The sequence below is a fragment of the Burkholderia arboris genome (assembly GCF_902499125.1).
GTDB classification, from domain to species: Bacteria; Pseudomonadota; Gammaproteobacteria; order Burkholderiales; family Burkholderiaceae; genus Burkholderia; species Burkholderia arboris.
The window spans coordinates 84,467-109,030 of sequence record NZ_CABVPX010000027.1; the positions used below are offsets into that span (position 1 = coordinate 84,467).

Below are 24,564 nucleotides of genomic sequence, written 5' to 3' on the forward strand. Positions count from 1 at the left end.
CAGGAGACATCCGACATGAACGATCGACTGCTTGTCGCCACCCGCAAGGGCCTGTTCGTCCTGGCGCCCGACGGTAACGGCCGCTGGACCCTCGGCGAACCGCATTTCATCGGCGAGCCCGTCAGCATGTCGCTCGCCGACCCGCGCGACGGCACGCTGTATGCGGCGCTCAACCTCGGGCATTTCGGCGTGAAGCTGCATCGCCTGCGAGCCGGCGCCACCGACTGGGAGGAATGCGCAGTCCCGGTTTATCCACCGCAGCCCGCCGACACACGCCCCGCCGGCACTGGCGCGCATGCCGCCACCGGCGACCCCGACGACGAGCCGCCCGGTGCGCCGCAACCGCCGTGGACGCTTCAGCAGATCTGGTCGCTCGAAACCGGCGGCGCCGACGAGCCCGGCGTGCTGTGGGCCGGCACGATTCCCGGCGGACTGTTCCGCTCCGACGACCACGGCGATTCGTGGGTGCTCAATCGCGCGCTGTGGGACCGCCCCGAACGCGCCGAATGGGGCGGCGGCGGATACGATGCGCCGGGCATCCATTCGGTGATGGTCGATCCGCGCGACAGCCGGCATGTGACGGTCGGCATCTCGTGTGGCGGCGTCTGGCAGACCGCCGACGGCGGCGCGACGTGGCGCGTGACCGCAGAAGGCATGGAAGCCGACTACATGCCGCCCGAGCGGCGTGGCGAGCCCAACATGCAGGATCCGCACCGCGTCGTGCAATGCGCGGCCAACCCGGATGTCCTGTGGACGCAGCATCACTGCGCGATCTTCCGCTCGACCGACGGCGCCGAACACTGGCGGCGGATCGAGGCGCAACCGTCGAGCTTCGGCTTCGCGGTGGCCGTGCATCCGCACGAACCGGACACCGCGTGGTTCGTGCCGGCCGTGAAGGACGCGTGCCGGATTCCGGTGAACGGCCGGTTCGTCGTCACGCGTACGCGCGACGGCGGGCGCAGTTTCGACAGCCTGTCGAACGGATTGCCGGCCGCGCCGGCATACGACCTCGTGTACCGGCACGGGCTCGCGGTGGACGATTCCGGCATGCGCCTCGCGATGGCGTCGACGACCGGCGGGTTATGGACGTCCGTCGATGGCGGCGAACACTGGCAACAAGTGTCGGCGCATTTGCCGCCGGTGTATGGCGTCAGGTTCGGGTAGCGGCGCGGCGGTCATCCGGCGTCATCCGCGCCACCGCCGCACGCGTGCGTGCAATTTCCGCTTCGAGCCAGTCAAGAAACCGCCTGACCTGCGGCTCGCGCTCCCGCCCGGGGCGGCACAGCGCGACGAAACGCGCGCCGTCGAGCCGCACCGACGGCTCGATCGGCATCAGCGCCCCGCGCTCGACGTGCTCGGCGGCCAGCACCGAACTGAGCAGCGCGACACCCTGCCCGTGCAGCACGGCCTGCAACGCGTAATGCTCGTCGTCGTAGTGACGGAATACCGCGCGTTCGAGCCACGCTTCGCGGCCCGCCGCGCGACACCACGATGCCCAGTCGACCGACACCGGCAACGGCGTATCCCATACGGTCTCGATCAAGTCGAGCGGCTCGTCAGGGCGATGCGCATCGAACCCGGCAGCCGCGTACGCGCCGAAATACTCGTCGATCAGCGCAATCTCGTGCAGCGCGGGAAACGTGCGCGACGTCGCGCGAATCGCGAGATCGATCCGCGCATCGCGTTCGAGATCGGCAAGCGTGTTGCCCGTTTCGACCTTGATGTGTAGGTGCGGATCGACGCGACGAAACGCGCCTAGACGCGGAATCAGCCACATCGCCGCAAAGGCGGGCGTGGTGGTCAGCACGAGCGTGCGCTCGCCGGAAGTGTCGGGTCGCACCGCATCCAGCCCTCGACCGAGCGCGAGCAACGCATCGTGGCTCGTGCGAAACAGTTGCTCCCCTGCCGCCGTCAGCCGCACGCCGCTCGCGCCGCGCTCGAACAGCAACACGCCGAGCCGGCTTTCGAGCGACTTGATCTGGTGCGACACGGCGGCCGGCGTCACCGACAGTTCGTCCGCGGCGGCCTTGAACGTGCCGAGCCGCGCCGACGACTCGAATACACGCAATGCGGTCAGGGGAATTTTCGAGAACACGGGGCCTCGCGGGCCGGATCCGGCCGGGTTGAATTCGATTCAATCGGGGTGAGATTAGGTGAATTGAAGCGGGCGTGCAACGCGGGTAGCCTTGCGGGACGTCGCGGCACGATGCCGCGGCGGGTGCCGTCGAACCGGAGGAACAACGTGCAAGGCCTACCGCGCAGGATCACGCAGGCGGTGCTCTACGAAGCGATCGCCATTTCCTGCATCTCGCCCGCGATCGCGGCGATCTTCAAGCAGGATCTCGTCTATTCGGGCGCGCTGTCGGCGACGATGTCGGCGATCGCGCTGCTGTGGAACATGATCTTCAACGCGCTGTTCGAGCGCTGGGAAGCATCGCGCCGGCAGCCGGCGCGTACGCTCGGGCGGCGGATCCTGCATGCGACCGGATTCGAAGGCGGGCTGATCTTCATCCTCGTGCCGGTCGTGTCGTGGTGGCTCGACATCTCGTGGTTCGACGCGTTCGTCGTCGATATCGGGCTGTTCGCATTTTTCTTCTGCTACGCGTTCGTGTTCCAGTGGGCGTTCGATCGCGTATTCGATGTGCCGGCGGCGACGAAGGGGTTGTGACGCGGGCGCATGGCGCTCGTTGTAGATGACAGGGGCGATCAGATCCGGTCGAAGTTGAACGGCGTCACGTCCGGCAAGCCGTCGACCCGCTGTATGTCGACGCCGCACCACGCGCCGATCATGCCGGCCGTGCGGCGCGCTTGCTCGCCATCGTTGATCCGCCCCATCAGGTCGATCGGCCGGTGGTTGCGAAACACGAGCACGAGCTGCGCCAGATCGTTCTGGATCCTCACCAGCGAGCCGCCCACGACTGCGCCGTCGATGCTTCGCCGACCGCCGACCAGCAGATGCGCCAGATCGCGGCACGCGTAGGTATTCAGCACCGGCTTGCGCAGCAGGCGCGTGGTGCTGATATCGATCCACCGTTCGTCGTCACGCCAGCAGAAGCGGGTTTCGCGCAGCGGGCCGGCAAACCAGCGCGAACGCATCAGCTTGCGGCCGATCCAGATCAGCAGCGCGCCCACTCCGACGATGAACACACCGAAGACGCCGAGCCCGAGCCATTCGTACCATGCTTGCAATTCGTCGCCGGTCACGCTTCCGGCAAGCAGCGGTACGCCGGTCATGCAGGCCAGTCCCAACGCACTCAGGCCAAAGCCGAACGACCACCACACGAAGTGACCGACGCGCATGCGCCGCGGCGACAGGATCAGGTTTCGACCGTCGGGCACGCACGCATAACCGGCCTCGAACACCCACCGGTCCGGCGTCAGCGGCCAGATCATCATGCAGAGCAGGCCGAGTGCGGCAAGCACCAGCGTGGTCCAGCCCAGGATTGCTTCGACGAGAGGCGACATAGGCATACCCGATTGCGATCCACTGCACTGCGCGAAACGGACGTCCGGTCCGGTTCAATCGTCGCGATGCTGTCCGATCCCCCGCCGGGAGGCAAGCGGATGCGACAGCGTGAAATATCTTTCTGGAACGGCTTCTTACGCGCCGGCGGCGATTTTCGGCAGCTGCCAGCCGTAGCGCACGGCCGCCATCCGCAGCGCAAAGCACGCGATGCCGCCGAGCACGGCCGCGCCGACGGGCGGGCATCCGAGCCGCCTGCACGACACGACAACGACCGCGCCCAGCAGCGCCGCGCTCGCATAGATATCCGTGACCAGCACGACCGGTATCCGCGCGAGCAGCACGTCGCGCACGACGCCGCCGCCGCAACCGGTCACGGCGCCCATCAGCGTCGCGATGAACGGGTGGACGCGGAATTCGAGCGCCTTCACCGCGCCCGCGACCGCAAACAACGCGAGGCCGGCCGCATCGAGCGTCGTGAGCATCGACGGCGAAAACTCGGCCACCCGCGCATGAAAGACGAACGCGAACAACCCGGCCGCGAACGCGAGCGCCGGATAACGCCAGTCGCTGACGGCACTGGGCGGCCGCGCGCCAATCAGCAGGTCGCGGATCACGCCGCCGCCAAGCGCGACGACAAGCGACAACACCATCACGCCGAACAGGTCGAGCCCGGCGCCGATCGCCGCATTGGCGCCCTCGATCGCGAACACCACCGTGCCCGCGAGATCGGCGGCGAGCACGACTTGTTCGATGCGCTTCATGCGCGTGAATGGCCGCGATGCGGCATCGTCCGGCTGCAGCCTGCGTCGCGACGCGCTGACGCGCCGTTCGGCCGCCTGTCAGCTTCCTGCCGCCATCCGGACACTTCAAACGTACTGCGGATCATTGCCGCCTCCTCGATCGGGATCGAGCAGTCTAGCGCATCGTCCGCTCACCGACGGGCCGCGCGTGACGCGACAAGCAAAAAGCCGGCGGAAGCAGGATGGGCATCCCGCTTCCGCCGGCTCGAGAACACGTCAGGCTTCCGGCCGAAACCGCACAGCCCGATGCGTCAGGCTCAATGCACGCCGAGGTAGGCCTTCACCGCCGGCAGACCCGGCTTGCCGTCGAGCGTCGTCACGCCGGCGAGCCACTTGTCGAGCGCCTGCGGGTTCGCCTTCAGCCACTCGGCCGCCGCCTTGTTCGGGTCTTCCTTGTTCATGATCGGCACCATCACGTGGTTCTCGATCGTCGTCGTGAACTGCAGGTTCGACACGAACTTCGCGACGTTCGGGCAGCGCTGCGAGTAGTCGGGCGGCGTGGCCGTCAGCACCTTCGCTTCGCCGTAGTTCGGACCGAACACGTCGTCGCCGCCGGTCAGGTAATCGATCTTCATCTGCACGTTCATCGGATGCGGTTCCCAGCCGAGAAACACGATCCACTGCTTGTCGCGCGCCGCGCGGTTCACCTCGACCAGCATCCCGGCCTCGCTCGACTCGACCAGCTTGAACTTGCCGAGCCCGAACTGGTTGCTGTCGATCATCTTCTTGATCAACTGGTTGCCGTCGTTGCCCGGCTCGATCCCGTAGATCTTGCCGTTGAGCTTGTCCGCGTACTTCTGGATGTCCGCGAACGACTTCAGGCCGCCCTGGTACACATAGTCGGGCACCGCCAGCGTGTATTTCGCGCCGGTCAGGTTCGGCGTCGCGAGCACCTTGATCGTGCCGGCCTTCGTGAACGGCTGGATGATCGGGTCCATCGTCGGCGACCAGTAGCCGAGGAACACGTCGATCTGCTTGCTCTTGATCCCGGCGAACGTGATCGGCACCGAGGCGATCGTCTTCGTCGGGTTGTAGCCGAGGCCCTGCAGCATCGTCGACGCGAGACCCGTGGTCGCCGCGATGTCGGACCAGCCGACATCCGCGAAGCGCACGTTCTTGCATACGGGCGGATCGGCCGCATAAACGGCCGACATCGGCGCGGTTATCCCGATTCCGCACACCGCTGCGATCAATAGGCGCTTCATCTTGCTTCTCCTCAAAGTGATGTCGTTTGCTTGAATGCGGGATCGTTTATTGAAGCCGCGCGCCGCGATCCCGGCGACGTCGCGGACCGGATGCATCCGTCGATCAGCGCCCCGGCAACCGGCGCTCGTAGCTCGGCGCGTGGCCGAACTGCGCGCGGTAGGCTTTGCTGAAATGACACGGCGAATGAAAACCGCAAACCGTCGTCACGCGCGCGATCGACGCGTCGGTCGTGCGCAGCAGGTCGCGCGCGCGTTTCAGGCGCAGCGTCAGGTAATAGTGGGTCGGCGATACGTTCAAATACACCTTGAACATCCGCTGCAGGTGCCGCTGCGACAGCCGCACGAGCCGCGCGAGTTCCTCGAGCGACAGCGGCTCCTCGATGTTCGCTTCCATCAGCCGCACGACCTCGATCAGCTCGGCGCGCGAGAAGCCGACACGCGCATCCACCGGAATCGGCTGCGTATCGGTCGAGCTGCGGATGCGCTCCAGGATGAACTGCTCGGACACCTGCGCGGCCAGTTGCTGGCCGAAGCGCATGCCGACGAGATTCAGCATCAGGTCGAGCGGCGCGGTGCCGCCGGTACAGGTCAGCCGGTCGCGGTCGACGACGAACAGCTCGTCGGCGAAGCCGACCTGCGGAAACTCGGAATGCAGCGCCGACAGGTTCTCCCAGTGCACGGTACAGCGATAGCCGTCGAGCAGCCCGCTCGACATCAGCGCGTACGCGCCCGTGCAGATGCCGCCGAGCGGCAGCCCGCGTTCGGCGAGCGCCGCGAGCGTGTCGCGTGCGCCCTCGTCTACCACGTCGCGGATACGGATGCCGCCGCACACGATCATCACGTCGGGCAGGTTCGTGTAGTCGAGCGCCTGCGTGGGCCGCACCGCGATACCGTTGCTGGCGTGTGCGGGTGCGCCGTCGAGCGAGTAGATCGACCACTTGTAGTGGTCGGCGCGCCCGACGTAATTCGCCATCCGAAGCACTTCGACCGCGCTCGAGAACGCGATCATCGAGAAGTTCGGCAGCGTCAGGAAGCCGAAATGGGCGAGGGACGAAACCGGTGAAACGCAGGCGGCGGGCGCGACAGCGACGGCGGACGTCACATCGGTCTCCTGGCGAGGAGGTTGCAGGGGGCCACCCCCGCGGCCGAAGCCGCGGAAGTCGTTATCTATATTCAGGGTGAGCGGCCGGAGGCACTCCGGCCGCCGGAGGTCACGCCTGTGCGGGCGCAGCCTTCACACGAAAGAGCTGCTTGAGACCGGCGAACAGCGGTGCCTTCACGGTGCCCGGCGCGCGGCCGAAGCTTTCGGTGATGCGGTCGAGAATGATCGCGAGCAGCACGACCGACAGACCGCTTTCGAAACCGAGGCCGATGTCGAGGCGCTGGATACTGGCGAGCACGTCGTTGCCGAGACCACCCGCGCCGACCATCGACGCGATGATCACCATCGACAGCGCCATCATGATCGTTTGGTTCACGCCCTGCATGATCGACGGCAGCGCATTCGGGAACTGCACCTTGTACAGCAGCTGCCACGGCGTGCAGCCGAACGCCTGGCCGGCTTCGACGATCTCGCGGTTCACGTGGCGGATACCGAGGCTCGTCAGGCGCACCGCCGGCGGCATCGCGAAGATCACCGTCGACAGGATCCCCGGCACGCGGCCGAGACCGAACAGCATCGCGGCCGGAATCAGGTAGACGAAGGCCGGCATCGTCTGCATCAGGTCGAGGATCGGGCGCACGATCGCGGCAACCCACTTGCTCTTCGCGGCCCAGACGCCGAGCGGAATGCCAAGCACGAGGCTGATGATCGTCGAAGACAGCGTGAGGCCGAGCGTGATGACCGTTTGATCCCAGAAACCCGTCGCGAAGATCAGCAGCAACGACGCGGTGGTGAACAGCGCGAAGCGCCAGCCCACCCGCCACAGCCCGACGCCGATGAAGATCGCCATCATCAGCCACATCGGGATCGCCTGCAGGCTGTGCTCGACGAATGCCGCGAGACCTTCGATCGCCTGACCGATCGCGTCGAACGTCTTCGCATCGTGGTCGAGCAGGTAGTGAACGGACTGGTCGACCCAGGTACCGAGCGGAATCATTTCAGACATGGGAGCCTCGCGAACGCGTGATGGCCTTCAGGATGAGTGCACGATCGACCGAGCCGCAGTAGCAGCCGTCGTCGTCGACGACGGGCAGTGCATTCGGGCTGGCGACCACACGCGCGACGACATGTTCGAGCGACGCGTCGCGCCGGATGCTTTCGATCGGCCGCACCGACGGGGTGTCCTGACCGATCGCGTCGCGCGTGACGAAGCCGCGGATCTTGCGGGCGGCGTCGAGCACGAACGCGTATTCGGCGCTGCCGTTCAGCGTCGCCGCGACGTTCGCGGCATCGCACTTCGACACGATCGGCACGGCGCCCGTCTGCATCAGGTCGCCGGCCGTGAGGTAGCGGCTGGTGTCGATGCCGTCGAAGAACGCACGCACGTAGTCGTCGGCCGGGTTCGCGATGATGTCCTGCGGCGTGCCGACCTGCACGAGGCGGCCACCCTCCATGATCGCGATGCGGTTGCCGATGCGCAGCGCTTCTTCCAGATCGTGCGACACGAACATGATCGTGCGGCGCTGTTCCTTCTGCAGTTGCAGCAGCACATCCTGCATTTCGCGGCGCTTGAGCGGGTCGAGCGCGGAGAACGCCTCGTCCATGATCATCAGCGACGGGTTCACGGCCAGCGCACGGGCGAGGCCGACGCGCTGCTGCATGCCGCCCGACAACTCGGACGGCAGCTTGTGCGAGAACGGCGCCAGGCCGACCTGCTCGAGCACTTCCATCGCGCGGCGTTCGCGTTCCTTCTTGCCCATGCCCGCGACTTCCAGGCCGAATGCGGCATTCGACACCACGGTGCGATGCGGCATCAGCGCGAACGACTGGAACACCATGCTCATGTCCTTGCGGCGCAGCGCGGTCAGCGCCGAGCGGCGCGCCGACGCGACGTCGAGCCCGTCGATCATCACCTTGCCGGCGCTCGGATCGACCAGCCGGTTCACGAGGCGGATCAGCGTGGACTTGCCGGAGCCGGACAGGCCCATCAATACAAAAATTTCGCCTTCCTGCACATCGAAGGAGACGTTGTGCACGCCGACGACCTGACCGGTGCGCTTGAGCACATCGTCTTTCGTCGCGCCGGCGGCGAGCATGTCGAGCGCCTGCTGCGGATTGCTTCCAAACACCTTGCACAGACCTTCGACCACGACCTTGGGGGCATCCATCGAAACCTTCTCCTCGTGTAGCGGGGACTCGCGCTTGTCATAGCGTGCCTACATAGTTGCCAGAAAAAACCCCGACCTGCCGACGAATTACGACAAACGCTTGCGCAAATACGACACGGGCTCCAGCCCCGCCTGGCGGGCCGCGCCATGCGGCGGCACCCGATTGCGGCGGCGCAGTACGCGCACACCCAGCAACGGCGGGCGTCGCCCGTCGGACTTGTGCGCAGCAGCGCGGCGCGCATCGCACGAGAATTTGCGCCAATGCGCATCGGCCGCACGTCGCTTTCCGACAAATTCACGTCCGATCCGGCGGCGATCTGCTCAGACGAAAACACGTATCGCATTCGCCGGTAAAAAGCATGACCGTGCAAAAAGCCGTTCGACGACACCGGACGGCGCACGCCGCGATACCGCGCGAAGCCCGGAAATCCGCGACGGGCCGCTGTGATACATTCCCCGCAAACACGCTGATCGCGACGTTGCCGCAGGCCTTTCGCACGAGGGTCCACCCATACGGCGCGCGCATGCCGGTTCGCCTGCCGGCCGTGCTGAAACCGCCTCGATCCGGTGCGATCCGCGATCGATGGACGATAACGATAGTGAGAGGGAGCAAGGCGTTGAACTGGGCATTCGCCGTAATCGGTTTCGTCGTGGGCGGCATCGCCGCCCTGATCGGGGATTTCTCGGCCGCGAACGGCTCGCTGCTCGGGGCCGCCGTCGGGTTCTGCATCGGTCACGCGCTGCGGCAGCACAAGCTCAAGAACAAGCCAGCCGCGCCCGATGCGTTCGCGATGTCCGCGACCCCGACGCCCACGCCGTTGCCGCTTGCCGATCGCGTCGCGCGCCTCGAAGCGACCGTCGACACGCTCACGCGCGAACTCGACGCGTTGCGCGCCCAGTTGGCAGGCGCGAAGGCCGGCGCGGCAACCGCCGGTGGCGTCGCGCAAACGGCGTCGGCCGGTGCGGCATCCGCGCCGCCGTCGACGCCCGTCCCGACGCCGCCCGTACAACCCGCACAACCTGCCATTGCACGGGCAGGCACACCGGCCGCCACCTCGGTACCGGCGCCTGCCGTACCGCCCGCACTGCCCGCGCCAGCATCCGCGGCACGCCCGGGCGCACCGGCGCCCGCTCCCGTCAACACCACGGCAACGCCCCCCGCCGCACCGGCCCGCCCTGCCCCGCCCGCGCCGCGCGAACCCGGCATCGTCGACCGTGCATTCGGCGCCGCGCGCGACTGGCTGCTGGGCGGCAACACGGTGGTGCGCGTCGGGATCATCGTGCTGTTCTTCGGCGTCGCGTTCCTGCTCAAGTACGCGGCCGACAACAACATGCTGCCGATCGAATTCCGCCTCGCGGGCACGGCGCTCGCCGCGGCCGCGCTGCTCGCGATCGGCTGGCGCGTGCGCGCGCGACGCGCCGCTTACGGCCTCGTGCTGCAGGGTGGCGGCGTCGGCATCCTGTACCTGACGATCTTCGCCGCGACCAAGCTTTACGCGCTGCTGCCCGTCGGCGCCGCGTTCCCGCTGATGGTCGCGGTCTGCGCGCTGAGCGCGTTCCTCGCGGTGCGGCAGAACGCGCTGCCGCTCGCGTTCATGGGCAGCGCAGGCGGCTTCCTCGCGCCGGTGCTGCTGTCGACCGGCCAGGGCAACCACGTCGCGCTGTTCAGCTACTACGCGCTGCTGAACGCGGGCATCTTCGCGATCGCGTGGTTCAAGGCCTGGCGCCCGCTGAACCTGCTCGGCTTCGTGTTCACGTTCACGATCGGCTCCGCGTGGGGCGTGACGGCCTATCGTCCCGCACTGTTCGCGAGCACCGAGCCGTTCCTGATCCTGTTCTTCCTGATGTATGTCGGCATCGCGCTGCTGTATGCGGTGAAACGCGAACTCGCGCTACGGCACTACGTCGACGGCACGCTCGTGTTCGGCACGCCGATCGTCGCGACCGCGCTGCAGGCGTCGCTCGTGAAGGGCATGCCATTCGGGCTCGCGTGGAGCGCGGTCGCGCTGTCGGCGTTCTACGTCGCGGTCGCGGCCTGGCTCGCGCGGCGCCGCGACCGCCTCGGATTGCTGTTCGAATCGATGCTCGCGCTCGCGGTGATCTTCGCGACGCTGGCCGTACCGCTCGCATTCTCGGGCCCGACGACCAGCGCCGCGTGGGCGATCGAAGGCGCGGCCATCGTATGGCTCGCCGTGCGCCAGAAGCGCCTGCTGCCGTTCGGCTTCGGTCTGCTGATGCAGGTCGCCGCGGCCGGCGCGTTCTTCACCAGCCTCCTCGGGGCGGCCGACACCACCACGCTGCCCGTACTCAACAGCCCGTACATCGCGATGCTGCTGATCGCGCTGGCCGGCGTGTTTACCGGCTGGTGGCTGCACGGACGCGACGACGCGCGCGCGTGGCACGCGTGGATGCCTGAAATCGGTGCTGCCGCTGCCGCATGGGGACTGCTGTGGTGGGTCAGCGGCGGGCTGCACGAGATCCTCGTTTATGCGAGCCGTCACGTCGACCTGCATGTCGATCGCTTCGTCGTCGATACGACCGCGCTGTTCGCCGCCGGCACCGCGTGGCTCGCGCATGTCGCGCGCCGCCGGCTTGCGTGGCCGCTCGCCGAATGGCCCGCGCTCGCGCTGGCGCCGGTGCTCGCCCTGCTCGCGCTGCGCGCGTTCGATGCGCATGAAGCGCCGCTGTCCGGCATGGGTGCGTTCGCGTGGCCCATCGTCGTCGGCGCGGGTCTTGCGCTGCTGTGGCGCCAGTCGCGCGGCACGGCCGGCGCCGGGACCGCGAACGGCACGGTGCCATCGATCGCTGCCGGCATCATCGCGCCGCTGCATACGCTGACGTTCTGGACCCTGTGCGGGCTGCTGTCGCTCGAAGGGTTCTGGCGCCTGCGCGCGTTCGTCCCCGAAGGGGCATGGAGCTGGAGCGCGTGGGCGTACGGCTTCGGCGCGCTGCTCCTGCTCGTGTCGGGCCCCGGCTCGCGCCTGCGCTGGCCCGTCGCGGCGTTCCCGCGCGCCTACCAGGTGTGGGGCGCGGCGCCGCTCGCCGCGCTGCTGTGGCTGTGGAGCCTCGCCAGCACGATCAGCGACGGCAGCGCCGCGCCGCTCTTCTGGCTGCCGCTGCTCAATCCGCTCGACGTCGCGCAGTGCCTCGTCTTCGTTGCATTCGCCGTATGGCTGCGCCGCCTGAAAACGCTCGGCATCGCGTGGCATCCGCGCGTCGTCGACTATGCGGCGCTCGCGACCGTGTTCCTGTGGTTCAACGTGCTGATGCTGCGCACGCTGCATCACCGTTTCCACTTGGGTTACGACGTCGACACCGTGCTGTCGTCGTTCGGCATCCAGCAGGTGTTCATGGTCGGCTGGAGCCTGTTCGCGTTCGCCGGGATGTGGCTGACGCGCCGCGACGGCATCGCCCGTATCTGTGCGTTCGCGTCGCTGCCGCTGATCGTCGTGATGTGGGTGTGGACCTTCTACGCAAACTTCACGCAGGACGGCGGAAGCTGGGCGCGCGTGCCGCTCTTCAATCCGCTCGATCTCGTGCTCGTGGTCGTCTATGCGCTTGCCGCATCGTGGTTCGTGCGTGCGCGCAAGCTCGGCTGGTCGTTCGGCAAGTACCGCGTCGAACTGCTGAGCGCGGCTGGCGCCACCGCGTTCCTGTGGCTGAACGCGATCCTGCTGCGCACGCTGCACCACTGGGCCGGCGTGCCGTACGAATTCGGCGCGATGGCCGAATCGACGCTCGTGCAGGCGTCGGTGTCCGTGTACTGGACCCTCTGCGCGCTCGCGATCACGATCTGGGCCACGCGCCGCGGACTGCGCCCGCTGTGGTTCGTCGGCGCCGCCCTGCTCGCGCTGACGGTCGTCAAGCTGTTCCTGTTCGACCTGTCGCACGTGACCGGGATCGAGCGCATCGTGTCGTTCATCGGCATCGGCGTGCTGCTGCTGTTGATCGGGTATTTCTCGCCGCTGCCGCCGAAGGCCGCCGCGCAACAGGACGACCAGCCATGAAGCGACTCGCCGCCCTGCTCGGACTGAGCCTGCTCGCGTCGTTCGCGGCCGCCGACGGTGCGCCGGACGCCGGACGCGTCACGCAACGCTTCGCGCTCGACCTCGACGGCAGCGCCGCGTATTACCAGCTCACCGTGCCGCAGCCCGTGTATGCGGCGAGCCGGCGCGACGATCTCGGCGACGTGCGCATCTTCAACGGTGCGGGCGAGCCGGTGCCGTATTCGCTCGATGCCCCCGTCGCGGCCGCGCCCGCCGTACCGCCGGCGCGCACGCCGGTGCACTGGTTTCCGCTGCCGCCCGCCCGCGCCGATAACGGCAACGCGCCGCTCGGCGTGACGGTCGGCCCGGACGGCGCGCTGCGCGCGGCGACCGCCGCACCGGCGCGCACGAAGCACGGCGCCGATCTCGTCGACCTGTCGCATGCGGACGGCACTCTCGATGCGCTGCTCGTGCATGTGGGTGACGCCAGCTACCAGGGGCGTGTCGCGATCGAAGCGAGCGACGACCTGCGCAGCTGGCGGTCGCTCGGCAGCACACAGCTGCTGAAGGTCGGCCGCGGCGACGACATGCTGGTGCAGGAACGCATCGCGCTCGAAGGCGCGGCGCCGCGCTACCTGCGGCTGGACTGGCTCGACGGCGCGCCCGCGATCGCGTCGATCGACGTCGAGACGCATCCGCGTGACAGTCGCGGGACCGATACCGCATCCGTGCCGCGCCAGTGGCGCGACGCCGTGCGTGTGCACGCCGGCAGCGCGCCGGGCGAGTATCTGTTCGACACCGACGGCGCGTATCCGGTCGATCGCGTACGCATCGACCTGCCGCAGCCGAACACCGTCGCACGCGCGACGCTGCAGAGCCGCCCCGATGCACAGGCGCCGTGGCGCGACGTTGCGGGCGCCGTGCTGTTCCGGCTGCAGGGCAAGGCCGGCGAGCAGCGCAATCCGCCGCTCGAATTCGCGGCGAATACGGATCGCGCATGGCGGATCGTCGTCGACATGCGCAACGGCGGGTTCGGCGGCGGCCAGCCGGCCATCGCGGTCGGCTGGCATCCTGCCGCGCTGACCTTCGTCGCGCGCGGCACGCCGCCGTTTACGCTCGGCGTCGGCGATGCGTCGCTCGTGTCGTCGGCCGCGAGCCGCGATGCGATGCTGGTCGGCATGGCGCCCGAAGTGCGGCCCGCGCGGGTCGGCGCGGCGCTGCCGGTATCGGCGGTCGCGCCGGTGCCGGCAGCCGATACCGACGCGACGCGCCGCTACGTGCTGTGGGGCGCGCTGGTTGTCGCGGTGGGCGTGCTCGGCACGATCGCATGGCGGCTCGCGAAAGGCGGCGGCGACGCGCGCGGCCGCGACGAGTGACATCCCGCGTCTTTATGCGGCGTTTATCCGGCACACCTGTTTCTTTCGACGCTCGCAACGCGTAACTGCGTACAGTCGTCGCATCGGAACCACGATGCGACGACATGCAGGAAACCTATCCATCGCATGACCGGCCGGCACAACGCATGCGTATGTGCCCGGCCCTGCCACTGAAGCGGCTTCTGTTGCTTTTCCCGATCGCGCTGTCGCTATCGGCCACACTGCCCGCGCGTGCCGACGACATGCCGGCGGCACCGGTCGGCGCCGCCAGCACGCCCGATGCATCACCGCCTCCCACCCTCGACACGATCGTCACGGCGCTGCGCAACCGCTTTCACATCGCGTATGCCGAAGCACGCACGATCGCCCGCGCGGTGCAGACCGAGTCGGACCGCTACGGGCTCGCCCCGGCGCTGCTGCTCGCGATCATCGCGGTCGAATCGGGCTTCGATCGCCACGCGACCAGCGTCGCGGGTGCGCGCGGACTGATGCAGGTACTGCCCGCCGCGCATCGCGATCTCGTCGCGCATGTAACGGATTTGTCCGATCCGGCGACCAACGTACGGATCGGCGCAGCGATCTTCCGCGGCTATCTCGACGATGCAGACGGCGACGTCGAGAGCGCGCTCGTACGCTACAACGGCGGTACGAAGCGCTATGCGCAGCGCGTCGCACTGCGTGTGCAGCAATTCGATGCGCAGTTGCGCCGGTCGAGCGGCATGCCGGCCGACGAACTGCGGACGGCCGCAAACCCCTGAACACACCGCTCCACGTTACGCGGCGCCGGCAAGCCGGTAGCCGACGCCCCTCTCCGTCACGATGTATTCGGGCCGCCGCGGCTCGGCCTCCAGCTTGCGCCGCAGATGGCCGACAACCACGCGCAGGTCGTGCGCATCCTTGCCGTGCGCCTTGCCCCACACCTCGCTCAGCAACCGGTCGTGTGTCAGCAGCCGTCCCGCGTGATGCGCGAGGACAGCCAGCAGCCGGTATTCGACCGGGCTCAGATGCACGCGTTCGCCGCCGCGCACCACCTGGCGATCGCCGAGATCGACGATCACGTCGCCGAGGCGCACGCGCACCGCATCGATGCGCCCGCCGCCGGCCTGCCGCCGCAGTTGCGCACGCATCCGCGCGATCAACTCGGCCACGCCGAACGGCTTGGTCAGATAGTCGTCCGCGCCCGCGTCGAGCGCGGCCACCTTGTCGCATTCCGCGCTCCGCGCCGACAGCACGATCAACGGCGCATCCGAGCACGCGCGCAGCGCACGGATCAGTTCGGCGCCACCGAGATCGTGCAGGTTCGTATCCGCGACGATCAGGTCGGGGGGACGGGCGGTCACGGCAGCCACGCCTGCGGCGCCGGTCGCGGCCTCGTACACGTGCATGCGTTCGGCCTTCAGCGCGACGCGGACGAAATGCCGGATGAACCTGTCTTCGTCGACGATCGCGATGACGACGGTCGGCTCGCTCATGCGGTCATGCCTCCGCGCGTCACCCTGTTCACGCCCATCCGCATGCAACCAGCACCACGTCGATCAGCTTGATGAACGGGAACGGCAGCAGCACGCCGCCGAGGCCGTACAGCAGCAGGTTCCTGCGCAGCAATGGCGCCGCGCCGAGCGGACGATAGCGCACGCCCTTCAGCGCGAGCGGAATCAGCGCGACAATGATCAGCGCATTGAAGATCACCGCCGACAGGATCGCCGACGCCGGGGACGCGAGATGCATCACGTCGAGCACGCGCAGTTGCGGGTAGGTGGTCGCGAAGGCTGCCGGGATGATCGCGAAGTACTTCGCGATGTCGTTCGCGATCGAGAAGGTCGTCAGCGAGCCGCGCGTCATCAGCATCTGCTTGCCGATCTCGACGATCTCGATCAGCTTCGTCGGGTTCGAATCGAGGTCGACCATGTTGCCGGCCTCCTTCGCCGCCTGCGTGCCGGTGTTCATCGCCACGGCCACGTCGGCCTGCGCGAGCGCCGGCGCGTCGTTGGTGCCGTCGCCCGTCATCGCGACGAGCCGGCCGGCCGCCTGGTACTCGCGGATCGTCGCGAGCTTGGTTTCCGGCGTCGCTTCCGCGAGGAAGTCGTCGACACCCGCCTCCGCCGCGATCGCCGCGGCCGTCAACCGGTTGTCGCCCGTCACCATCACGGTCTTGATGCCCATCTTGCGCAGTTCCGCGAAGCGCTCCTTGATGCCGCCCTTCACGATGTCCTTCAACTCGATCACGCCGAGCACGCGCGCCACGCCGTCGCGCCGCTCCGCGACCGCCAGCGGCGTGCTGCCGCGGCGCGCGATGTCGGTCACGGCCGTCTCGACCTCGCGCGTGACCCGGCCGCCATGCGACGTGACGTAGTGCGCGATTGCGTCGGCCGCGCCCTTGCGGATCTCGCGGCCGGGCGCGCCGGGCGACGCCCCGGCAGGAAACAGGTCGACGCCGCTCATCCGCGTCTGTGCGCTGAACGACAGGAATACCGGACGCAGCGCCTGCATGTCGCGCTCGCGCAAATTGAAGCGCTGCTTCGCGAGCACGACGATGCTGCGGCCTTCCGGCGTTTCGTCGGCGAGCGACGACAGTTGGGCCGCATCGGCCAGCGCCTCCTCGGTCACGAACGGCGCCGGCACGAACGCCGCCGCCTGGCGGTTGCCGAGCGTGATCGTGCCGGTCTTGTCGAGCAGCAGCACGTCGACGTCGCCGGCCGCCTCCACCGCGCGGCCCGACGTCGCGATCACGTTCGCCTGCATCATCCGGCTCATCCCGGCCACGCCGATCGCGGACAACAGGCCGCCGATCGTCGTCGGGATCAGGCACACGAGCAGCGCGACGAGCGCGGTGATCGTCACCACGTGGCCGGCCTTCATCGCCTCGACCGAGAACATCGAGAACGGCAGCAGCGTTGCGGTGGCCAGCAGCATCACGATCGTCAGCGCGACGAGCAGGATCGTCAGCGCGATCTCGTTCGGCGTTTTCTTGCGCTTCGCGCCTTCGACCATCGCGATCATCCGGTCGAGGAATGCCTCGCCCGGATTGACGGCGACCCGCACGACGATCCAGTCCGAAAGCACGCGCGTGCCGCCCGTCACCGACGAGAAATCGCCGCCCGATTCGCGGATCACCGGTGCGGATTCGCCCGTGATCGCCGATTCGTCGACCGACGCGACACCTTCGATCACGTCGCCGTCGGCCGGGATCACGTCGCCGGTCTCGACCAGCACGACGTCGCCACGGCGCAGGTCGGTCGACGCCATCACCTCGACGGCGGCCTTCGCACGCGGCGCCGAAAGCTTCTTCGCGACCACGTTGTGTTTCGCACTGCGCAGCGACGCGGCCTGCGCCTTCGAGCGCCCTTCGGCGAGCGCTTCGGCGAAGTTCGCGAACAGCACGGTGAACCACAGCCACAGCGCGATCGCGACGATGAAACCGGCGGGCGCCTCGGCCTGGCCGGCGAGCGCCGCGATCCACAGGAGCGTCGTCAGGATGCTGCCGACGTACACGCAGAACATCACCGGGTTGCGGAACTGCGTGCGCGGCGTGAGCTTCCTGAACGCGTCGGCGATCGCCGGACGCACGAGCGCGGGATCGAACATCGAGCGCGCAGCGGTGCGCGGATGGCCCCGCTGCTCGGGACGCGGGCCTGTCACATGATCGAGAGACATGGCGGTTTTCCTTTTGCCGGCGCGGCGGTGCGGTGGCAGCCGGCATCGGTCAGGCGAGCCGGCTGCCTGCACGCATTCGCACGTGCGGCTTCCGTTTCCACGCAACCATCTTATGAAGATTCGCGTGAAGATCGCGGCAAAGGATCACGTCAGGGCATAAAAAGCGCGTAAACATCCGTTTCGCCGCGATGCGGCGGGGGTGTCTCGAGGGCCGTACACGAGCGGGAGCGCCACACTCCGCTCACGCGATGTCTACGCGGCAAAAGCTGGAAAGGAACCGGGCGCCCGTCGTTCAGCCGAACGTGTAGCGCCCGTGCTGACGCGGCCGCCACGGCGACGAGCGGCAACTTGCGGCGCCGGCCGCGCGTCGTGCCGCCCATCCGGCACCGCGGCGCACACGGAGGTCGCGCCGCGCCACTGCGGCCACGCGCGACGGCAATGCATACGCAAGACGCCGTACGGCCGCGACACGTGCCGCCAGCCGCGACGCCGGCGACACGCGGCGCGAGATACGCGCGACGGGGCGCTTGCAGAGGATCGCGCTCTCGTAGCGCTTGCCGGCAAAGCGCATCACGTCGACCACCTCGAAGCCCTGCGCGCCGTAGAATGCCAGCAGGTGCGCAGCCGGATGCGGCGTATCGAGCGCGAGCAGCGTATAGCCGCGCAACGCGGCCCACTGCTCGGCGAACGACAGCAGCAACGCGCCGATCCCGCGGCTCTGGCACTCGGGGTCCACGGCCACCTGGCGCACGCTCGCGACGCCTTCGCGCCGGTACAGCGAGCACGCCGACGACGGATCGGTCGCATACAGCGTCGCCGTGCCGATCACGCGCCCGCCGCACACGGCGACATAACACTCGCCCGCTTCCGCGCGGCGGCGCGTAACGTCTTCGTCCTGATCGACGCACGTGCAGTTCAGCCCCATCGCGCCGAGCCGCGCGAACGCACGATGCAGCATCGGCGTGAGTTGCGCATAACTGTCGACTGCCGGATCGAAGCGCCGGACGATCACCCGATCGGCGCACACGGAAGGCGGCGCGGCAGGGGTTCGTTCGGCGATCGCGTTCCAGGGTATCGACATTGCCATGCTCCGTGGTTGGGATGCACGAAGTCTATGAGCGCGCCGGTCGCCGTCGCAAGAAAAAATGTCGTAAAAGTTTGGGGAAACGGGCGTGGCAGACGCGATGACGACGGTGTCGTCCGGCGCGCCGCGCTCGCCATTGCGAACGCATGAAAGCGCACCGATCGTTGCTCACGCAAGCAACGCGTCGCACGACCGAATCGACGCCTTGCGTGCGCGCCGTTGACACGTGCCGCAACGCACTCCAGACTCGCGGCTCCCTCACCGCATTGCGAGTGCACATGATTACCTGCTACCTCCGCTACGTCATCGATCCGTACAAGCTCGCCGAGTTCGAAACCTACGGCAAGATGTGGATTCCGCTCGTCGAGCAGTTCGGCGGCACGCATCATGGCTACTTTCTGCCGTCCGAAGGCGCGAGCAACATCGCGCTCGCGATGTTCTCGTTCCCGAGCCTCGCCGAATACGAGCGCTATCGCGAGCGCTCGAAAGACGATCCGGCCTGCCAGGCCGCGTTCCGTTACGCGGAGGAAACGCGGTGCATCGTCAGCTACGAGCGCAGCTTCTTCCGGCCGGTGTTCGCATAACGGGCGACAGCCCGGGGCATCGCACCCTTTTTCCTGGCCTGGACGAAAAAAAGCCCCGCCTGCATCCGCGCGGCGGGGCCAACCCATGTCAGTAGAGACATCATGGAGGAGACGGGCCCATCTTATCGACCGCGGCGTACCGTCCCAACCAAGCATTTCTGCTATCGATCTGCGGGGTCGCACACACGGTCGCCCCCGCCGCGCGGCATATCGATAGAACGAAAAGTCGTTTTCAGAGTGGCGACAGGGTCGTTACCATCTGGTTTTAAGCCTGTGCTTAGCCGGGCAAGCCATCCCCGAGGAGCGCCCCTTGACTGCATTCGATCAACACCGCCGCCCGTTCGTCGTCGGCATCGGCGGTACCACCCGAGCCGCGTCGTCGACCGAACGCGCGCTGTCGTTCGCACTGCGCGGCGCGCAGGCCGCCGGCGCCCGTACGCGCCTGTTCGACGGCCCGTTCCTGCATACGCTGCCGCACTACGCTCCCGAACACAAAACGCTGACCGACGCGCAGCACGAGCTGATCGACGCCGTGCGCCAGGCCGACGCGATCATCATCGCGACACCGGGCTATCACGGCGGCGTCTCCGGTCTCGTGAAGAACGCGCTCGACACGCTCGAGGAACTGCGCACGGACGAACGCCCGTATCTCGACGGCCGCGCAGTCGGCCTGATCGTCACTGCCTACGGCTGGCAGGCGGCCGGCACGGTGCTGACGTCGCTGCGGTCGATCGTTCATGCACTGCGCGGCTGGCCGACGCCGTTCGGCGCAACCGTGAACACGCTGGAAACGCGCTTCGAAAGCGCCGACAGCTGCTCGGATCCGAAGGTCGTCGCGCAACTCGAGACGGTCGGCGCGCAAGCCGCCGAATTCGCGCTCGCGTTCGCGTCGCATCGCGCGACCTCGCATGCGGCATCGGTCGATGCGCTCGCGCCCGTGCTGAAGGTCGCCAACCAGTAATCCCCCTGCATTGCGCCGCGCGCCCCCGCTCGACGAGGTTCGACGGGTGCGCGCGGCACGTCTTCGGATGCGCGGCGCCGGACCATGCACGCCGTCGCCTCCCCCGCGTCGCCCCTCCCCTGCGTACCGCCCCGATAACGATTCAGCCTGCCGCGTGATTAGCATTGGCCGAAAGATTGGTTCACGTCGCCGGCAGGTTTTCGTACGCTGAAAGTCCGAACTCTCTCCGTGCACGCCATGAACCGTACGATCCGCTACAAGGGCTATGAAGTCGCCCCCGCCGCCGCCCGGTTGCCGAACGGGCTGTTCGCCGCCAACCTGACGATCGAACGGGCAAGCGGCGGGCCGTCGCCGCGCTCCGTGTCGTTCGACGCGATCGATTTCTTCTTCGAAGAGGAACACGCGCTCGCCTACGCGTCGCGCTGGGGCCGCCTCTGGGTCGACACGAACGCGTGACGCGCGCGGGGCCGGCGCGCACATGGCCGCTCGAAAATACGTGATTACGGAAGCTATGCAAAAATCTTTCGACCCGTAATCGCATAACAACAGCCATGAGTGACACGCTGCAGGAAGAGCATGCAGCCGCAGATCACGCAATGCGCAACTGGACCTTCGAGAGGCAAGGTCCGGTCCGGATCGGTTCCGATGCGCACATGCAGATGTTCTGCCGCATGCTGCTCGACACACACAACCCGTACAAACCGGCCGTGATCGACTGGCCGGCGCTCAAGCCGGATGAACTCAGGCGGCTCACGTCGCTGCCGATCTGGGACATCGCGGTACAGACCGAAGGCCGCGCGTCGATCCGCGTGGCAACCTACGCGGCAACAGTCGACGATCCGCTGCTGCGCCGCGCGCTCGAGATGGACGGCGGCGAGGAAGCGCGCCACAAGGTCGTACTGTCGAAGCTCGTCGAGGCATACGGCATCCGGCTCGCGCCCGAGCCGGCCTACCCGGCGCCGGCCGATCCCGAGTGGTCGTGGATGATGACGGGCTTCAGCGAATGCATCGACAGCTTCTTCGCGTTCGGCCTGTTCCGCTCCGCGCAGCGCTCCGGCTATTTCCCGCCCGAACTCGTCGACACCTTCGAGCCCGTGATCCAGGAAGAAGGCCGCCACATCCTGTTCTTCGCGAACTGGTACGCGTGGTACTGGCGCACCATGCCGTGGTGGCGCCGGCCGTGGTTCTTCGCCCGCGTCGCGGCCGTGTGGGTGCAACTGATCCGCGACCGCATGAACATCGCGCGCGGCATCGATGCCGATGGCGCTGCGCGCGACGCGAATTTTCCGGCAACCGGCACCGCCGACCTCGGCGACGCGCTGAACCCGCGCGAGCTGATCGAGCTGTGTCTCGTGGAGAACGACCGGCGTATGGCCGGGTACGACAGGCGCCTGCTGCGCCCGATGTTCGTGCCGCGGATGGCCCGGCTCGCGCTGCGGTTTCTCAGGAAGTAAGGTCGAGCGTTGCCGCAATCCATGCGGCAAGCGGCCGGTTCGGCCCACATTCGTGGGCCGGATGCGACACGCCCGACACGATCGATCCGCCCCCTTTTCCCTCCGCCACGCCGACGCCCCCTCGGCGTAGCGGACACATTGCCGCACCCAGAATCTGACATTTCGGGCGCCTGGCCCCGGCCGCCGCCCCTCGTCTTTGACAACCCGTCGGCATCGCGCGGGACATCCGTCCCGAAGCCGCGCCCTCGGCGGCCCGGCGTGCGCCCCAATTCCGTCGCAGCACCGATATCACCGATATCGTCAATAGGACAAATCCTATATCTGGATGCCGAAAGTCCCATCTGTCGCTCTGTAGCACTTTTTTACAAATTCGACGAGCCAACCGGCCCGGAACGCCCGTCACGCGGGCAACTGCGCTTGGCGAAATGCGCAGATCAGCACAGTCCAACATCCTGAATTTCAGATTTAATTGATTTATAGATAATCAATAAAAACAGAAACAAACCAGATACAAAATCGAAACCCAATAAATCAACAAAACCATGAATACATTATCAATCAAGACGCCACTTGACATTACAATGATGAAAGAATCGAGGTGCGCGCAAACGTTTGCTATTTCATTTGTCTTACTTTTGAGACGAAAACGCATGTCACCTACCGCACAAAACAACAGCAAGTCGTTGATTTATATATAAAAACCAAGGATTCTCCAGAAAAATTCAAACCCTACACGACACATTCTTACATCTTTCAAAATCATTCTCGATAGATACATCAAAACACGATGTATTAACCATCTTTTAACTTTCAAAACCCCTTATTTATCACTTTTTATCAATCTATAAAATTCACCTCCAATAAACTCCGCCCATCAATTTTGAGATTCGCGCGAGCGCACGGAGTATTCCTCTAACAAAAGAGACCGGTGTGTGGCGTGCACATTTGGAGGTAGCAGGACATGAACCGCACATACCGCTCGATCTGGAACGAAGCCCTTGGCGCCTGGGTCGCGGCATCTGAACTCGACTCGGCACGGGGCAAGAGCAAACGCTCTGCATCGGTCAAATTGCTCGTCAGCCTGTTGCTGGTTGGCGCTGGGCACGCTGCCTACGCGGGGACCTACTCGTTCAGCGGAGGCAATGGCGGAGCCAATTGTGGCTTCGGCAGCGGTACGGGCCCGGACGGTGTGCGCACCTATGCAGCGGGGAGCAACCCTCAGGACGGCACCGGCGGCTGGTCTTCCGTCGCAGGCTGTAGCGCCAACGGCAACAACCTGTCCGGGGTGACCCTGTTCGGGTCGTTCACGACGGCTTCCGGCGCCGGAGCGGTCGCCATCGGCATGGGTTCAAATGCGGCTCAGTGGGGGCTCGCTGCGGGCCTCCAGGCAACCGCGTCGGGTCAGTCGAGCACCGCGCTCGGCTATAACACGTCAGCAGGCGGTGTCGGATCCGTAGCGCTGGGCGCCAATGCCGCAACGGCAGCCGACGGTTCGATCGCCATCGGCACGGGTGCCAAGACCACGGGCGGCTCTCAGGACATCAACTCGATCGCGATCGGCAATGGCGCGACGAGCTATGGTCAAAGCTTCGCGCTCGGTACGGGCGCATCGGCCGACCAGAACGGCTATCTGCAGCAGAACAGCAGCGTCGCGGTCGGTGCGCTGGCCACGACGTCGAACAACACGACGCGTGCGGTTGCACTCGGCGTCGGCGCAACGGTCGACAATTCGAGCTCGGTGATCGATGCCGGCATGGCGCTGGGCGCCGGCGCAACGGCGGCAGCCAACAGCGCAGTCGCGCTGGGTACGACCGCCAAGGCATACGGAAACAACTCGATTGCACAGGGCACGAACGCCGTCGCTGGGGTCAGCGGCTCGCTGACTACCGCGAACGACATCGCACTCGGCAACGGCGCAACCGCGTCGGGCGGCAGCTCGATCGCGCTGGGTTCGGGCGCCACCTCCACCGTCGCCAATTCGGTCGCAATCGGCTCCGGCGCCACCGCCAGCGGCACCGCATCGGGTACAACCGGCGGTACCGGCAGCGTAAGCAGCACGACGATCGGTAGCCAAACGTTCGGCACCTATGCCGGCGCAAGCTCGTCCGCCGGTATCGTCAGCGTCGGCAAGGTCGGCTCGGAACGCCGTATCCAGAACGTCGCAGCCGGCCTCGTCAGCGCCACCAGCACCGATGCGATCAACGGCAGCCAGCTCTACTCGGTCGCGAGTACGACGACGTCGAGCATCGCAAGCCTGTCGACCTCGGCGTCGACGGGCCTCTCGTCGGCTAACAGCTCGATCGGCTCGCTGTCGACCTCCACGTCGACGGGCCTCTCGTCGGCCAACAGCTCGATCGGTTCGCTGTCGACCTCCACGTCGACTGGCCTCTCGTCGGCAACCAGCTCGATCGGCTCGCTGTCCACCGGCCTGAGCTCGACCAACAGCTCGGTCACCTCGCTGTCCACGTCGGCTTCGACGGGTCTGTCGTCGGCCAATAGCTCGGTCAGGTCGCTGTCGACCTCCACGTCGACCGGCCTCTCGTCGGCCACCAGCTCGATCGGCTCGCTGTCCACCGGTTTGAGCTCGACCAACAGCTCGGTCACCTCGCTTTCGACGTCGGCTTCGACCGGTTTGTCGTCGGCTAATAGCTCGATCACGTCGCTGTCGACTTCCACGTCGACCGGCCTCTCGTCGGCCACCAGCTCGATCGGCTCGCTGTCCAC

Annotated in this window: 19 protein-coding genes and 1 pseudogene; 10 read left to right on the top strand and 10 right to left on the bottom strand. The window is 67.1% G+C overall.

Annotated elements, in window-relative coordinates; genetic code table 11:
• The first annotated feature begins 15 nt into the window (after window positions 1–15).
• Window positions 16–1,164, top strand: coding sequence for a WD40/YVTN/BNR-like repeat-containing protein (locus BLA15945_RS27785; protein ID WP_174993868.1), 1,149 nt, complete (start codon window positions 16–18; stop codon window positions 1,162–1,164).
• Here the strand turns inward: BLA15945_RS27785 and BLA15945_RS27790 are convergent.
• A complete protein-coding gene (locus BLA15945_RS27790) occupies window positions 1,151–2,095 on the bottom strand; it encodes a LysR substrate-binding domain-containing protein (protein ID WP_174993869.1) in 945 nt (314 codons plus the stop codon). The genes BLA15945_RS27785 and BLA15945_RS27790 overlap by 14 nt on opposite strands.
• Before the next feature lie 147 nt (window positions 2,096–2,242).
• On the opposite strand from BLA15945_RS27790, the gene BLA15945_RS27795 reads away from it, so the two are divergent.
• Window positions 2,243–2,668, top strand: a complete 426-nt coding sequence (locus BLA15945_RS27795; RefSeq protein WP_059240907.1) for a PACE efflux transporter — start codon at window positions 2,243–2,245, stop codon at window positions 2,666–2,668.
• A gap of 38 nt (window positions 2,669–2,706) precedes the next feature.
• Here the strand turns inward: BLA15945_RS27795 and BLA15945_RS27800 are convergent, their stop codons facing one another.
• The 6 genes and pseudogenes from BLA15945_RS27800 to BLA15945_RS27825 all read right to left on the bottom strand — a co-directional run.
• The gene (locus tag BLA15945_RS27800; RefSeq protein WP_059239060.1) at window positions 2,707–3,465 is read right to left on the bottom strand and encodes a hypothetical protein; all 759 of its coding nucleotides are present in this window, start codon (window positions 3,463–3,465) and stop codon (window positions 2,707–2,709) included.
• A gap of 135 nt (window positions 3,466–3,600) precedes the next feature.
• Window positions 3,601–4,227 (bottom strand): trimeric intracellular cation channel family protein, encoded by a 627-nt coding sequence (locus tag BLA15945_RS27805; protein ID WP_174993870.1) that lies wholly within the window; start codon window positions 4,225–4,227, stop codon window positions 3,601–3,603.
• A 296-nt stretch (window positions 4,228–4,523) separates the two neighbouring features.
• Window positions 4,524–5,471: a choline ABC transporter substrate-binding protein gene (locus BLA15945_RS27810; protein WP_059239056.1), complete on the bottom strand. Its 948-nt coding sequence runs from the start codon at window positions 5,469–5,471 to the stop codon at window positions 4,524–4,526.
• Between the two features lie 103 nt (window positions 5,472–5,574).
• The gene (locus tag BLA15945_RS27815; protein ID WP_046549694.1) at window positions 5,575–6,573 is read right to left on the bottom strand and encodes a GlxA family transcriptional regulator; all 999 of its coding nucleotides are present in this window, start codon (window positions 6,571–6,573) and stop codon (window positions 5,575–5,577) included.
• A 109-nt stretch (window positions 6,574–6,682) separates the two neighbouring features.
• Window positions 6,683–7,579, bottom strand: coding sequence for a choline ABC transporter permease subunit (choW, locus tag BLA15945_RS27820; protein WP_059239052.1), 897 nt, complete (start codon window positions 7,577–7,579; stop codon window positions 6,683–6,685).
• Window positions 7,572–9,023, bottom strand: a pseudogene (locus tag BLA15945_RS27825) (quaternary amine ABC transporter ATP-binding protein); the annotation flags it as partial. The gene choW and the pseudogene BLA15945_RS27825, both read right to left, overlap by 8 nt.
• Window positions 9,024–9,358: 335 nt before the next feature.
• On the opposite strand from BLA15945_RS27825, the gene BLA15945_RS27830 reads away from it, so the two are divergent.
• From BLA15945_RS27830 to BLA15945_RS27840, 3 genes are all read left to right on the top strand, one after another.
• Window positions 9,359–12,748, top strand: a complete 3,390-nt coding sequence (locus BLA15945_RS27830) for a DUF2339 domain-containing protein (RefSeq protein WP_174993871.1) — start codon at window positions 9,359–9,361, stop codon at window positions 12,746–12,748.
• The gene (locus BLA15945_RS27835) at window positions 12,745–14,103 is read left to right on the top strand and encodes a DUF3999 domain-containing protein (protein WP_174993872.1); all 1,359 of its coding nucleotides are present in this window, start codon (window positions 12,745–12,747) and stop codon (window positions 14,101–14,103) included. The genes BLA15945_RS27830 and BLA15945_RS27835 overlap by 4 nt, the downstream gene beginning before the upstream one ends.
• Window positions 14,104–14,288: 185 nt before the next feature.
• A complete protein-coding gene (locus BLA15945_RS27840; protein ID WP_226196202.1) occupies window positions 14,289–14,861 on the top strand; it encodes a lytic transglycosylase domain-containing protein in 573 nt (190 codons plus the stop codon).
• A 15-nt stretch (window positions 14,862–14,876) separates the two neighbouring features.
• On the opposite strand, the gene BLA15945_RS27845 is transcribed toward BLA15945_RS27840, so the two are convergent.
• From BLA15945_RS27845 to BLA15945_RS27855, 3 genes are all read right to left on the bottom strand, one after another.
• Window positions 14,877–15,575 (bottom strand): winged helix-turn-helix domain-containing protein, encoded by a 699-nt coding sequence (locus BLA15945_RS27845; protein ID WP_174993873.1) that lies wholly within the window; start codon window positions 15,573–15,575, stop codon window positions 14,877–14,879.
• Between the two features lie 28 nt (window positions 15,576–15,603).
• On the bottom strand, window positions 15,604–17,688 hold the full coding sequence (gene kdpB, locus BLA15945_RS27850; RefSeq protein ID WP_174993879.1) for a potassium-transporting ATPase subunit KdpB: 2,085 nt from the start codon (window positions 17,686–17,688) through the stop codon (window positions 15,604–15,606).
• A gap of 361 nt (window positions 17,689–18,049) precedes the next feature.
• Complete coding sequence (locus BLA15945_RS27855; RefSeq protein ID WP_059239040.1) at window positions 18,050–18,838, bottom strand: GNAT family N-acetyltransferase; 789 nt, start codon at window positions 18,836–18,838, stop codon at window positions 18,050–18,052.
• Between the two features lie 281 nt (window positions 18,839–19,119).
• Here BLA15945_RS27855 and BLA15945_RS27860 point away from each other — a divergent pair, with 281 nt between their 5' ends.
• The 5 genes from BLA15945_RS27860 to BLA15945_RS27880 all read left to right on the top strand — a co-directional run.
• Complete coding sequence (locus BLA15945_RS27860; RefSeq protein ID WP_059239038.1) at window positions 19,120–19,425, top strand: NIPSNAP family protein; 306 nt, start codon at window positions 19,120–19,122, stop codon at window positions 19,423–19,425.
• Window positions 19,426–19,735: 310 nt separating this feature from the next.
• The gene (locus tag BLA15945_RS27865; protein ID WP_174993874.1) at window positions 19,736–20,386 is read left to right on the top strand and encodes an NADPH-dependent FMN reductase; all 651 of its coding nucleotides are present in this window, start codon (window positions 19,736–19,738) and stop codon (window positions 20,384–20,386) included.
• A gap of 237 nt (window positions 20,387–20,623) precedes the next feature.
• The gene (locus BLA15945_RS27870; protein WP_006480563.1) at window positions 20,624–20,842 is read left to right on the top strand and encodes a hypothetical protein; all 219 of its coding nucleotides are present in this window, start codon (window positions 20,624–20,626) and stop codon (window positions 20,840–20,842) included.
• A gap of 95 nt (window positions 20,843–20,937) precedes the next feature.
• Window positions 20,938–21,840 carry a hypothetical protein gene (locus tag BLA15945_RS27875; protein ID WP_059239033.1) on the top strand — a complete coding sequence of 301 codons (903 nt, stop codon included), beginning with the start codon at window positions 20,938–20,940 and terminating at the stop codon, window positions 21,838–21,840.
• Between the two features lie 961 nt (window positions 21,841–22,801).
• On the top strand, window positions 22,802–24,564 hold a 1,763-nt coding region (locus BLA15945_RS27880; protein ID WP_265095825.1), incomplete at its 3' end, for an ESPR-type extended signal peptide-containing protein.